The following is a 12492-nucleotide window of genomic DNA, read 5'->3' on the forward strand; positions in this document are numbered from 1 at the left end:
CTCAGCCCTTCACCGCGCCGGCGGCGATGCCGCGCACGAACAGCTTTCCGGAGATGAAGTAGATGACCAGCGGCACGAGGCCGGTGAGCAGGGTCGCTGCCATGTTGACGTTGTACTCCTTCACGCCCTGGACGGAATTGACGATGTTGTTGAGCTGGACCGTCATCGGATAGGTGTCGGGGCGCGTGTAGACGACGCCGAACAGGAAGTCGTTCCAGATGCCGGTGATCTGGATGATCAGCGCCACCACGAAGATCGGCAGCGACATCGGCAGCATGATCTTGAGATAGATGCCCCAGAACCCGGCGCCATCGACGCGCGCTGCCTTGAACAGCTCTTCCGGGACCGAGGTGAAGTAGTTGCGGAAGAGCAGGGTCAGGATCGGCATGCCGAAGATGCAATGCACGATGACGAGGCCCCAGAGGCTGCCGTAGAGACCGATCTCGCGCAGGATGATGACGATGGGATAGAGCATCACCTGGTAGGGGATGAAGGCGCCGAAGATCAGGATGGCGAAGAACGTCTCCGAGCCCTTGAAGCGCCAGTTGGCCAGCGCGTAGCCGTTCACCGAGGCGATGGCGATCGAGATGATCACCGACGGTACGGTGATGCGCACCGAATTCCAGAAGCCGCGGGAAAGGCCGTCGCAATTCAGCCCGGTGCAGGCCGTCGCCCACGCCTTGACCCAGGGCTCGAAGGTGATTTCGACGGGCGGCGAGAAGATGTTGCCGAGCCGGATTTCCGGCATGCCCTTGAGCGAGGTGACCACCATCACATAGAGCGGCAGCAGGTAGTAGATCGCCACGACGGCCAGCGTGCCATAGAGAATGACGTTGCGGCGCGAGATGGCGCGGCGAGGGCGGGGGCCGTGCGGTTCCACGCCGGCCGACGTCGGGAGAGCGGCGGGATCAGCCACGGCGCTTGCCTCCGAATTCGAGATAGGCCCACGGGATGATGATGATGGCGACGCTGAGCAGCATCATCGTGGAGGCGGCGAAGCCCTGGCCGAGGTTCTGGGCCCGGAACATGAACTCGTAGACATATTTGGCGGGAACCTCCGAGGCGTTGCCGGGTCCGCCGCCGGTCTGCGCGACCACCAGGTCGTAGAGCTTGACGATGCCCGAGGTGATGATGACGAGCGTGGTGATGAAGACCGGCCGCATCATCGGGATGACGATGAAGAGATAGGTCTTCCACATCGGGATGCCGTCCACGCGCGCGGCCTTCCAGATGTCCTCGTCGATGCCGCGCAGGCCGGCGAGCATCAGGCACATGACCAGCCCGGTCCCCTGCCACAAGCCGGCGATCAGGATGCCGTACATGACGATGTCGGCGTTGTAGAGGGGGTCGAAGGTGAAGCTTTCGAAGCCGAGGCTCCTCACGATGTGCTGGATGCCGAACTGCGGATTGAGAATCCACTGCCAGACCAGCCCGGTGACGACGAAGCTGAGCGCGAACGGATAAAGAAAGATCGTCCGGAACGTGTTCTCGAAGCGGATCTTCTGGTCGAGCAGGGCGGCGAGGACGAAGCCGATTACCAGGCTGAGAATCAGCGACAGGACGCCGTAGACCGCGAGATTCTCGATCGACACCAGCCAGCGCGGCGCCGACCACAGCCGTTCGTACTGATCGAGGCCGACAAAGCGCAGGCGCGGCAGCAGCTTCGAATCCGTGAACGAATAGACGACCGTCCAAAGCGTGCCGCCGAGGAACACGCAAAGCGCCGTCAGGATCATCGGGATCGAGGCGATCTTGGCGTTGACGTTCTTGAAAAGCCCGCTGGGACGGGTCCGGTCTGCCATCAGCTTCCCTCGGGATGGAATGGCCGGAGACGCCGGCCGCAGTGGGCCGGCGCCGCGGAAGCCGCGTCAGTCGGCGGCGCCGATGATCTCGGCAAAGCGCGCCTGGGCGGCTTCGGCCGTCAGGCTCGGCGTGCTGAAGAACTCGGACATGAGGTCGTTCATCTGCTGGGTCGTGTCCGGGCTGATCAGTTCGTCGGTCCACTGCATGGTTTTGCCGGCCGCGAGGATCTCGAGGCCTTTCTTCATGCAGTCATTGGCCGTCGTCAGATCGACGTCGCCGCGCACCGGCAGCGAGCCCTTCTTGAGGTTGAAGGCGACCTGCGCTTCCTTGGACATCAGCACCGAAGCCAGCGCCTCCTGCGCCTTCGACTTTTCCGGATCGTCGAGCTTGGGGAAGTAGAAGGCGTCGCCGCCGGTGGCGATGACAGCATTGAGGCCGAGGCCGGGCAGGCAGGTATAGTCCTTGCCCGCCACCTGGCCGGCCACCTGGAACTCGCCCTGCGCCCAATCGCCCATGATCTGCCCGCCGGCCTGGCCGCCGATGACCATGGCGGTCGCCTCGTTCCAGTTCTGCACGTTCGACTTCGCGGCCAGCTTGCGCGCGTCGTCGGCAGCCTTGAACACTTTTGCGATCTCGGGACCTCCGGCCACGTCGGCGCTCTTGTCCTTGTAGACCTTGAGGAAGGTTTCCGGTCCGACGATCGCCGCCATCAGAACGTTGAGCGCGCCGGACTGCTGCCAAGCCTGTTTGCCCATCGCCAGCGGAATCTTGCCAGCCTTTTCGAGCGCCGGCCCCGCGGCGACGAACTCGTCCCAGTTCTTCGGCACCGGCACGCCGGCATCGGCGAACGCCTTGTTGGACAGCCAGATCCACTGCCAGGAGTGGATGTTGACCGGCACGCAGTAGATCTTGCCGTCGAGCGTGCAATTCTGCAGCAGCGTCGGCGGGTTGATCAATCCGGTCCAGTTCTCCTTGGCGGCGAGTTCGGTGAAGTCGCGCATCAGGCCTTCCTGGACCAGTTCCTCGGCCTGGCGGCCGTGGTTGAACTGTGTAGCGCCCATCGGGTCGCCGCCGGTGATGCGGCTGATCATGACCGGCCGGGCGGTGTCGCCGGAACCGGCGATGGCACCGTCGACCCATTTGTTGCCGGTGGCGTCGAAGGCCTTGGCGAATTCGGCGACGGCAGCCGCTTCGCCGCCCGAGGTCCACCAATGGGTGACTTCGAGATCGGTCGCGTGAGCCGGTACGGTTGCTAGGAACGCTACGCCGGCAGCGAGCACGGCACGCGAAAATCGATAACGCATCGGTATTCCTCCCTGAAACTGAAACGTTACAGATTTTTCTGTATTGGATTTGTCAGGAGCACGCAACCCGACTTCTGGCTGACACGCCAAGTTTTTTCGACGCCCGAAATTATGATCTCCTGCAATCGGATCGTTGCGGTGCAAAACATCTGTGTTGCGATGCACAAGTGCACGGGAATGCCGAAACGGCCCAAACCGGGCGTTTACAATGGTGCGTTTTCCTGGCCCACAGCGGCCGCCTTTTGCCCCATACGTGAATGCAGCATTGAAATCTGCAACGTTTCAGATTATCCGGGCGATATCGACCGCCGGCAGCATTTGCCGCAGGCCGCAATTGCCGTGGAACCGTGGGCCTGATAGGCGGACGCCATGCGGGGCACGGGCAGAGAGGGGCAGATGAGCGAGCGAACGGTGGAGGCCCCGCGGCCGACGCTGAAGACGATCGCCTTCATGACCGGGCTCGGCGTCACCACCGTGTCGCGGGCACTGAAGGACGCTCCCGACATCGGGGAGGAGACGAAGCGGCGGGTACAGCTCGTCGCCCGTCAGATCGGCTACCGGCCGAACCGGGCCGGCGTTCGCCTGCGCACCGGCAAGACCAACGTCATCAGCCTGGTGCTGGACACCGACCAGCAGATCATGAGCTTCGTGTCGGACATCATCTACGGAATCTCCGAAGTGATCGCCGACACGCCCTACCACCTCATCGTCACGCCCTATTCCCGCTCGCGGGACCCGCTCGAGCCGGTGCGCTACGTCGTGGAAACCGGGTCGGCGGACGGTGTCATCATCTCGCGCACCCAGCCCAACGATCCGCGCGCCCGCTACCTGCTCGAGCACGGCATGCCCTTCGCCACGCATGGGCGCACCGACATGGGCCTCGTGCACCCGTTTCACGACTTCGACAATTACGCCTTCGCCCAGATCGCTGTGCGCCAACTGGCCGCGATGGGCCGGCGCCGACTGGCCCTGCTGGCACCGCCCACCGGCCTGACTTACTACGCCCACACCGTCGACGGCTTCGCCGACGCGCTGAACGAGGTCGGCGCTACCGAAGTGTCCTTCAACGCGGTGTCGATCGATCACACGCTCGAGCATATCCGCGGCCGTACCACGCAGATCATGCGCCGGAGCGACCGTCCGGACGGTTTCGTCAGCAGCGCCGCGGCGGCGACGCTGGCGATCGTCGCCGGCATCGAGGATGCCGGGCTGAAACTCGGCCGCGACGTGGACGTGGTGTCGAAGCAGTCTTCGGACCTGCTGCATCTGTTCCGGCCGGAACTGCTGGTGGTCAACGAGGATTTCCGCCTCGCCGGCGAGGAACTCGCCCGCTCCGTTCTCGGCTGGATCGGCGGCAAGGATCCCAGCTCGCTGCAGACGTTGTCCGTTCCCGGAGCGGTGGACACGCGATAGGGTCTGAGGGCGAGGCACGGCAGCCCCGTCGACCGCTCCTCGTCTGCGGCTGTTCTTCGCGGCGTGGCGCGCGATTTCGCTTTCATGCGCAGAAGCTTTAGTAGTTCAGTCCGCGGCCTTCCGGTGCTAATTGATGATATTTCGGGACGTTCGCCAACTGAAGGCGAACATTGATGTGACGCCATCGGGATAGAGCGGCGTTTGCAATACAAAGGTCGGCATGTGAGACCTTTCGAAGAAAAGCCTCGCGTGGAACAGGCTGACGCCACGGCCGCCTCCGCCGACGCGATCCTGGCTGCGGCGATCCGTTCGTCGCTGGACTGCATCGTCGTCACCGACGAGACCGGCCGCGTCATCGAATTCAACGCGGCGGCGGAGACGACATTCGGCTGTCGCCGCGCCGTTGCCATCGGCGCCACGATCTACGACCTCATCGTCCCGCCGCACCTGCACGACGTACATCCCCTCGGTCGCAACGCCTTTTTGGCGGAAGGCGTCCCACGCCTGCTCGGGCAGCGTTCAGAACAGATCGCGGTCCGCGCCGACGGCAGCGAGTTTCCGGTGGAGCTTGCGATCACGGGGGGGCGCAGCGGCAGCCGACGCTTCTTCGTCGCGACCCTGCGCGATCTCTCGGCGCGCCACGCCAGGGACGCCGCGCTGCTCGGCAGCCAGGCGCGGCTGGAGGCGTTCATGCGGCATGCGCCCATCGGCATGTATCTCAAGGATGTCGACGGCCGCTATCTGATCGCCAATCCCGAAATGGGAAAGGTGTTCGGGCGGCCGGCCGAAGAAGCGATCGGGCTTTCGGCCGTGGATATATTTGGGCACGAGGAAGCCGCGATGATCGCGGAGAACGACCGCCGCGTTCTGGAAGCGGGACAGGCGATCGCCGTCGAGGAATTCCTGAGCCAGGCGACGGACTACGCCTGGAGCCTGGTGGTACGCTTTCCCGTCCAGTGGGAAGACCAGCAGCAGGCGCGCATCGGCGGCTTCGATATCGACATCACCGAACTCAAGCGCTCGGCGGAGCGGCTGGCGGAGAGCGAAAAACGCTTCCGCGCCGTGACCCACCACCATCCAGTTCCGGTCGTCTTCATCGATGAGGCCAACCAGCTGATCGTCGCCAACCCGGCCTTTCGCGAGATGATGGGGGTCGGCCCGGGAGACGAGGAGCGGTTCCTGCGACATCGCTGGTTCGCGACCCGCGAGGACTATCGCCGCATCAACGCCATGTCGCGCGAGGTGGCGCGCGTCGACGGCGTGGAAGCGCATTTTTGCAGGCTCGACGGATCGGTTTTCCCGGTTTCGCTTAGTTGGCGCCATGTCGAGATGGACGGTCGGCTGGTGATCGTCGGCAGCATTCTCGACCTCACCGCGAGGAAGGCGGCGGAAGCCGAGCTGGCGCGCTCGCGCGAGGCGCTTGCCCAGAGCGAACGGTTGAATGCGCTCGGGTCGCTGCTTGCCGGCGTCTCGCACGAGCTCAACAATCCGCTGGCGGTGGTGTTCGCGCAGGCGGCCATGCTGGAGGAGCAGCTAGCGGGCACGGTCCATGCCGACCGTGCCGGCAAGATCAAGCGCGCGGCGGAACGCTGCGCCCGCATCGTCAAGACCTTCCTCGCAATGGCGCGGGAACGCCATCCCGAGCGCCGCAGCGTCGACGTCAACGAGTTGATCCGCGCCGCGCTCGACATAGCGAGCTACGGCCTGCGTACGGCCGGCGTCGAGGTCGACACGCGGCTCTCCGACGACCTGCCGCTGCTCGAAGTCGATCCCGATCAGCTGCACCAGGTGCTGCTCAACCTGATCATCAATGCGCAGCAGGCGCTGCAGGAGATTCCCGAGCCGCGCCACATCGAGATCGCCACGGCGATGATCGGCGGCGAGATCGAGATCCTCGTGTCGGACAACGGGCCCGGCGTATCGGCGGACGTCCGCAGCCGGATATTCGATCCGTTCTTCACCACCAAGCCGCAGGGCGTGGGAACCGGGATCGGGCTGGCGTTTTCGCTGGGCGTCGTGCAGGCCCACAACGGCCGGCTGGAGCTTCTCGACGGCCCGGCGGGCGCGCATTTCCGCCTGCGGCTGCCGGTCGAGCCCTGTGCCGGCAGCCAGCCGGACCGGCGCGAGCCGCAGATTACGAAAGGCGGCATCGGCCGCACCGCGCTCGTCGTCGACGACGAGCCCGACGTCGCCGAGATGGTCGGCCTGTTCCTGGAGACGGAAGGCTTTTCGGTCACCGTCGTAGGGGATGGCGCCCACGCCAAGCATGCCATGGCGGCGACTCCGTTCGACGCGATCTTCTGCGACCTCAGAATGCCGAACACCGACGGCCCCGCTCTGTACGACTGGGCGCGGGAGACGGTGCCCGCCGCTGCCGACCGCTTCGTCTTCGTCACCGGAGATACGCTCGGCCTGTCGGCGGCGCATTTCCTCGAACGGGCGGGCAGGCCGGTCGTCGAAAAGCCGTTCACGCGCGAGACCATCCGGCAGGCCATCGCCGCGCTCGCCACAACGGCCCGCACCTCGGGGCCATTGCATAGCAGGGATTCCTGATTTTGACTCTTGTTTGATCCTTCACCTCCGCCTGCCTGTGTCGCCGGGCGGGACGGCTGACGGAAGGTGCCGCATGTCGAGCGGCAAGATCGCGACTCGGTGACGGAAACCTTCTCTATCGGATCAACTTTTTGTCAGCTCGATTGAGTTGACCGGCGATCTCCCCTACGCGTTCTGCTGCAACGCAGCAAATTCGGAGAACCCGATGACGGACGCCAGCCTACCGACACGCCGCCGCCTGATCATTCCTGCCCTCGGCCGCCTCTATGGCAGCCTGCACGATGGTGCCGAGACGCTGCTGCGCGTCGTCGCCGGTCTGGCGCTGGTCACCCATGGCGTGCCGAAGATCGTCAACCCTTTCGGCGCGGCCGGGATGGTCGAGAGCCTCGGCTTCTATCCGGGTGTCTTCTGGTCGCCGCTGCTTGCCGCTGCCGAATTCTTCGGCGGCATCCTCATCGCGCTCGGCCTGCTCACCCGGCCGGCGTCGGTCGCCGCCACCATCGTGTTGTTGGTGACCGTCTACGTTCACTGGATCGTCCGGGCGGAAGGCTATTCCGGCGCCGAAAAGTCGATCCTGTGGGCGGCGATCTTCATCTTCTTCGCCATCCGCGGCGGCAACCGGCATTCGGTCGACGCCAGGCTCGGCCGCGAGTTCTGAGGTCGACCATTTCGCGAGGCCCGCGGCGGCCGACGGTCGGCTACTCGCTGACGACGTCCGCCTTGGCCGTCTCGATACGAAAGGCGGCCGAGATCAGCGCCCGGGTGTAGTCAGTCTGCGGTCGCTCGAAGATCTGGCTGGCCGGGCCGTGCTCGACCACTCGACCGTTGCGCATGACGATGACCTCGTTGGCGAGCGCGCGCACCACCTTCAGATCGTGGCTGATGAACAGATAGGCGAGATCGTGCCTGGCCTGCAATGCCCGCAGGAGATCGACCACCTGCGCCTGCACGCTCATGTCGAGGGCCGATGTCGGCTCGTCCAGCATCACGAATTTCGGATTGAGCACCATGGCCCGGGCGATCGCGATGCGCTGCCGCTGCCCGCCGGAAAATTCGTGCGGGTAGCGGAAGCGGGTTTCCGCGTCGAGGCCGACTTCCTTCAGCACGGCGACCACACGTTCGTCCCGGGCATCGGCGGACAGCCCGGGCTCGTGAATCAGCAGACCCTCGGCGATGATCTCGGCCACCGACATGCGCGGGCTGAGCGAGCCGAAGGGATCCTGGAAGACGATCTGCAACTCGCGGCGCAAAGGCCGCATCTCGGCGAAGGTCATCGCGTCGATGTCGCGCTCCTGGAAGCGGATGCGACCCTGCGAGGAGATCATGCGGCAGAGCGCCAGCCCCAGCGTCGTCTTGCCTGATCCGGATTCGCCGACCACCCCGACCGTCTGGCCGGCGCGCACCGTGACGTCGATGCCGTCGACCGCCTTCACGTGGTCCACGGTGCGCCGGAAGAACCCCTCCTTGATCGGGAACCAGACCTTTACGTCCTTGCCCGACATCACCGTCTTTGCGTCCGGATCGGCTGCCGGCGGGCGGCCTTTCGGCTCGGCCGCCAGCAGGTGGCGCGTGTAGTCATGTTGCGGATTGGCGAAGATCTCCGCGGTCGGGCCGGTCTCGACGATCTTGCCTTTCGTCATCACGCAGACCCGGTCGGCGATCTTGCGCACGATGCCGAGATCGTGGGTGATGAACAGCATCGACATGCCGTTCTTTTGCTTGAGCTGGGCCAGCAGCTCCAGGATCTGCGCCTGCACCGTGACGTCGAGTGCCGTGGTCGGCTCGTCGGCGATCAGCAGCTCCGGCTCGTTGGCCAGCGCCATGGCGATCATCACACGCTGGCGCTGGCCGCCGGAAAGCTGGTGCGGATAGGCGCCGAGACGCTTTTCCGGATCGCGTATGCCGACCTCGTGGAACAGCTCCAGCGTGCGCGCCCGCGCCTGCCTGTCGCCCATGCCCTGGTGCAGCGACAGCACCTCGACGATCTGCTGCTCGATCGTGTGCAGCGGATTGAGCGAGGTCATCGGTTCCTGGAAGATCATGGTGATCTTGTTGCCGCGCACCTTTCGCAGCGCCTGCTCGTCCTTGACGAGCAGGTCGTCGCCCTGGAACAGGATCTGCCCGCCCGGATGGGCGGCGGGCGGATAGGGCAGGAGCTTAAGCACCGACAGCGCCGAGACCGACTTGCCGGAACCGGATTCGCCGACCAGCGCCACCGTCTCGCCCTTGGCGATGTCGAAGGAGATGCGGTCGACGGCAGTCGTCGTCCGCCCCCCCTGCGTGAAGGTGACGGAGAGATCGCGGACGGAGAGGAGGGGGGCGGTCAACTTGGAATCCGACTTTCAAGTATAGCTTTCAGCGTGCCGGCGTCCGGTCGCACAACATCCAGAACGGCGGGACCACGGCGGATGCCCCTTCGCTCATGAAAGAGTTCGACTCTGTTCTGGATTCGGGTGTCGGCAGTGAGGAAATGGCTGCACTCGAAACCGATCGCTGTGGCCAAATGGATTGCATCAGGCAGTTTGAGCGATCGGTAGGAGGCCCGCAGGACGGCCGAGTACCACAGAGTTTGATGATCGACGGGACCGACCTGAAGCCAAGGATTTTGCCGTTGAATCCAATTGTCGTAGAGTTGGATTAGCGTTTCATCCTGCTCGCGATATGGCCTGACAAGCAGTTCCGCCAAACTCAATTCGGAAGTGCAAAGAAATGGTTGCTCGTCAGGAGCTTGGCTGTCGACCAGAGAGTAAAGAAGGTTGGAGATATCGTCCGTGCCTTCGCCGAGCGCGATAAGTATGTTCGTGTCCACGTAGAGACGCTTGATGATTTCCATCAATCGTCCCACTCGTCCCGCAATTCGCGCACGCGAGCGACGGCCTCTTCGAGCGTTACGCCTTTCGCCTTGGCACGAGCAGTCAGCAGCGAATTTCGGAGTTCTTCCCGGTTCATCGGTTTTCGAACGGCTTCTTCTTCGACGGTAATCTTCACCGTTGCCGCAAGGTCTATTCCTTCACGCAACTCCTGGGGCAATTTTGAAGCCGGATAATGTTCGAGCACGATCTTGTTCACGGAACGAGTTCCAACTCTCGAGGACCGCTGCCATAGCGTCGCGGTCTGCGCTGTAGAAGACCGACGACCTTATACCATGCCGCTTGTCTCACCTGAACGTCTTCCGCGGATCGAAGGCGTCGCGTGTGGCTTCGCCGATGAAGATCAGCAGCGACAGCATCAGCGAAATCACCACGAAGCCGGACAGGCCGAGCCATGATGCGTTGAGGTTGCGCTGCCCCTGCTTCAGCAGTTCGCCCAGCGACGGCGAGCCTGGCGGCAGGCCGAAGCCGAGGAAGTCGAGCGAGGTCAGCGTAGTGATGGAGCCGTTGAGGATGAAGGGCAGGAAGGTCAGCGTCGCCACCATGGCGTTGGGCAGGAGGTGGCGGAGCATGATGGTGCGGTCCGGCACCCCGAGGGCGCGGGCCGCATTCACATATTCGAAGTTGCGGGCGCGCAGGAACTCCGCCCGCACCACGCCGACGAAGCCGACCCAGGTGAACACCAGCATCAGCCCGAGCAGGATGAAGAAGCCGGGCGGCAGGATCGCGGCGATGATCAGGAGCAGGTAAAGCACCGGGATGGCCGACCAGATTTCGATGAAGCGCTGGAAGATCAGGTCCGTCCAGCCGCCGAAATAGCCCTGGACCGCGCCGGCCGACACGCCGATCACGGCCGAGCCGAACGTCAGGATCAGGCCGAACAGCACCGAGATGCGGAAGCCGTAGATGACGCGGGCGAAGACGTCGCGGGCCTGATCGTCGGTGCCGAGCCAGTTCCAGTTGCCGAGCGTGCAGTTCGGGTCTTCGACGCCGGCCGGGTAGCGCTCGCAGCGTTTTTCCTTCGAATACATCCAGGATGGCTTCGAGGGTGCCGGCTCGGCGATCTCGTTGTTGACGGTGCGGTAGGAATAGCGGATCGGCGGCCAGACCGCCCAGCCATTGGCGTTGATCTCGTCCTGGATCACCGGATCACGGTAGTCGGTGACGGCGTAGAAGCCGCCGAACATCTCTTCCGGATAGTCGACCAGCACCGGGAACAGGATCTCGCCCTTGTAGGAGGCGATCAGCGGCTTGTCGTTGGCGATCAGCTCGGCGACCAGCGACAGCACGAACAGCACCAGGAAAATCCACAGCGACCAGAAACCGCGGCGGTTGGCCTTGAAGTTCTGCCAGCGCCGCTGGTTGAGCGGCGACAGCCGTGGCCGTTTGACCTGATGGCGAACGCCTTCGACCGTCGCCTTGGCGAGCACGTCCGACATCAGACGTCCCTCCGCTCGAAATCGATGCGCGGGTCGATCCATGTGTAGGTGAGGTCGGAGAGCAGCGAGACGAACAGGCCGATCAGCGAAAAGATGTAGAGGTTGGCGAACACCACCGGATAGTCGCGGTCGAGCAGCGACTTGTAGCCGAGCAGGCCGAGTCCATCGAGCGAGAAGATGTTCTCGATCAGCAGCGAGCCGGTGAAGAAGGCCGAGATGAAGGCGCCGGGAAAACCGGCGATCACGATCAGCATGGCGTTGCGGAAGACGTGGCCATAGAGGATGCGCCGCTGCGACAGGCCCTTGGCGCGTGCCGTGACCACATATTGCTTGCGGATCTCGTCGAGGAAGGAGTTCTTCGTCAGCAGCGTCGTGGTGGCGAAGGCCGACAGCACCATCGCCGTCAGCGGCAGCGTCAGGTGCCAGAAATAGTCGACGATCTTCTCCGGCCAGGACAGCTGGTCGAAATTGTCGGAGGTCAGATTGCGCAGCGGGAACCAGTCGAAGAACGACCCGCCGGCGAACAGCACCATCAGCAGGATGGCGAACAGGAAAGCGGGGATGGCGTAGCCGACGATGACCACCGCGCTGGTCCAGGTGTCGAACGCCGAGCCGTCCTTCACCGCCTTGCGGATGCCGAGCGGGATGGAGATGAGATAGGAGAGAAGCGTCAGCCACAGCCCGAGCGAGATCGAGACCGGCATCTTCTCCAGGATCAGGTCGATCACCGAAATCTTGCGGAAATAGCTCTCGCCGAAATCGAAGCGGGCATAGTTCCACAGCATCAGACCGAAGCGCTCGAGCGGCGGCTTGTCGAAGCCGAACTGCTGCTCCAGCTTGGCGATGAACTCGGGATCGAGCCCCTGCGCGCCGCGGTAGCGCGACGATGCCTCGCCGCCGGCGTCGAAATTGGTGGCCGCCATGTCACCGCCGCCGCCGCCGGAGATACGGTCCATGGCATCGCCGCCCTGGCCGGTCAGCCGTGCGATGACCTGCTCCACGGGACCGCCCGGAGCGAACTGCACCACGATGAAGGAGATCGCCATGATGCCGAGCAAGGTCGGTACCATCAGCAGCAGGCGGCGGAGGATATAGGCGGCCATCAGAAGG

General features: G+C 64.1%; 11 protein-coding genes. 3 read left to right on the plus strand and 8 right to left on the minus strand.

Going from position 1 to position 12492, the window contains the following annotated elements:
* Position 1 precedes the first annotated feature (1 nt).
* From AC5JDC_RS11135 to AC5JDC_RS11145, 3 genes are all read right to left on the minus strand, one after another.
* The gene (locus AC5JDC_RS11135) at positions 2 to 916 is read right to left on the minus strand and encodes a carbohydrate ABC transporter permease (protein WP_495841407.1); all 915 of its coding nucleotides are present in this window, start codon (positions 914 to 916) and stop codon (positions 2 to 4) included.
* Positions 909 to 1802 carry a carbohydrate ABC transporter permease gene (locus AC5JDC_RS11140; RefSeq protein ID WP_106772786.1) on the minus strand — a complete coding sequence of 298 codons (894 nt, stop codon included), beginning with the start codon at positions 1800 to 1802 and terminating at the stop codon, positions 909 to 911. The genes AC5JDC_RS11135 and AC5JDC_RS11140 overlap by 8 nt, the downstream gene beginning before the upstream one ends.
* Before the next feature lie 66 nt (positions 1803 to 1868).
* Entirely contained in the window at positions 1869 to 3107 is a 1239-nt protein-coding gene (locus AC5JDC_RS11145; RefSeq protein ID WP_106772785.1) for an ABC transporter substrate-binding protein, read from the minus strand.
* A gap of 396 nt (positions 3108 to 3503) precedes the next feature.
* Here AC5JDC_RS11145 and AC5JDC_RS11150 point away from each other — a divergent pair, with 396 nt between their 5' ends.
* The 3 genes from AC5JDC_RS11150 (at position 3504) to AC5JDC_RS11160 (ending at position 7731) form a co-directional block, all read left to right on the plus strand.
* The gene (locus AC5JDC_RS11150; RefSeq protein WP_106772784.1) at positions 3504 to 4520 is read left to right on the plus strand and encodes a LacI family transcriptional regulator; all 1017 of its coding nucleotides are present in this window, start codon (positions 3504 to 3506) and stop codon (positions 4518 to 4520) included.
* A gap of 249 nt (positions 4521 to 4769) precedes the next feature.
* Positions 4770 to 7073, plus strand: coding sequence for a hybrid sensor histidine kinase/response regulator (locus tag AC5JDC_RS11155; protein ID WP_495841408.1), 2304 nt, complete (start codon positions 4770 to 4772; stop codon positions 7071 to 7073).
* 205 nt (positions 7074 to 7278) lie between these two features.
* Positions 7279 to 7731, plus strand: a complete 453-nt coding sequence (locus AC5JDC_RS11160) for a DoxX family protein (protein WP_106772782.1) — start codon at positions 7279 to 7281, stop codon at positions 7729 to 7731.
* Between the two features lie 40 nt (positions 7732 to 7771).
* Here the strand turns inward: AC5JDC_RS11160 and AC5JDC_RS11165 are convergent, their stop codons facing one another.
* From AC5JDC_RS11165 to AC5JDC_RS11185, 5 genes are all read right to left on the minus strand, one after another.
* Positions 7772 to 9400, minus strand: coding sequence for an ABC transporter ATP-binding protein (locus tag AC5JDC_RS11165; RefSeq protein ID WP_495841409.1), 1629 nt, complete (start codon positions 9398 to 9400; stop codon positions 7772 to 7774).
* Positions 9397 to 9906: a type II toxin-antitoxin system VapC family toxin gene (locus tag AC5JDC_RS11170; RefSeq protein ID WP_495841410.1), complete on the minus strand. Its 510-nt coding sequence runs from the start codon at positions 9904 to 9906 to the stop codon at positions 9397 to 9399. Before AC5JDC_RS11170 ends, AC5JDC_RS11165 begins: the two co-directional genes overlap by 4 nt.
* Complete coding sequence (locus tag AC5JDC_RS11175; protein WP_133170094.1) at positions 9906 to 10142, minus strand: hypothetical protein; 237 nt, start codon at positions 10140 to 10142, stop codon at positions 9906 to 9908. Before AC5JDC_RS11175 ends, AC5JDC_RS11170 begins: the two co-directional genes overlap by 1 nt.
* A gap of 88 nt (positions 10143 to 10230) precedes the next feature.
* Positions 10231 to 11382, minus strand: a complete 1152-nt coding sequence (locus AC5JDC_RS11180; RefSeq protein WP_495841411.1) for an ABC transporter permease — start codon at positions 11380 to 11382, stop codon at positions 10231 to 10233.
* Positions 11382 to 12485 (minus strand): microcin C ABC transporter permease YejB, encoded by a 1104-nt coding sequence (locus tag AC5JDC_RS11185; RefSeq protein WP_495841412.1) that lies wholly within the window; start codon positions 12483 to 12485, stop codon positions 11382 to 11384. The genes AC5JDC_RS11180 and AC5JDC_RS11185 overlap by 1 nt, the downstream gene beginning before the upstream one ends.
* Positions 12486 to 12492 lie beyond the last annotated feature (7 nt).

It is taken from the genome of Kumtagia sp. (genome assembly GCF_059502445.1).

Excerpts from the sequence above, each read along its gene's own strand:
- AC5JDC_RS11185 (WP_495841412.1), bottom strand. The coding sequence starts at position 12,485 with ATGGCCGCCTATATCCTCCGCCGCCTGCTGCTGATGGTACCGACCTTG.
- AC5JDC_RS11170 (WP_495841410.1), bottom strand. The coding sequence starts at position 9,906 with ATGGAAATCATCAAGCGTCTCTACGTGGACACGAACATACTTATCGCG.
- AC5JDC_RS11160 (WP_106772782.1), top strand. The coding sequence starts at position 7,279 with ATGACGGACGCCAGCCTACCGACACGCCGCCGCCTGATCATTCCTGCC.
- AC5JDC_RS11180 (WP_495841411.1), bottom strand. The coding sequence starts at position 11,382 with ATGTCGGACGTGCTCGCCAAGGCGACGGTCGAAGGCGTTCGCCATCAG.
- AC5JDC_RS11140 (WP_106772786.1), bottom strand. The coding sequence starts at position 1,802 with ATGGCAGACCGGACCCGTCCCAGCGGGCTTTTCAAGAACGTCAACGCC.
- AC5JDC_RS11150 (WP_106772784.1), top strand. The coding sequence starts at position 3,504 with ATGAGCGAGCGAACGGTGGAGGCCCCGCGGCCGACGCTGAAGACGATC.
- AC5JDC_RS11145 (WP_106772785.1), bottom strand. The coding sequence starts at position 3,107 with ATGCGTTATCGATTTTCGCGTGCCGTGCTCGCTGCCGGCGTAGCGTTC.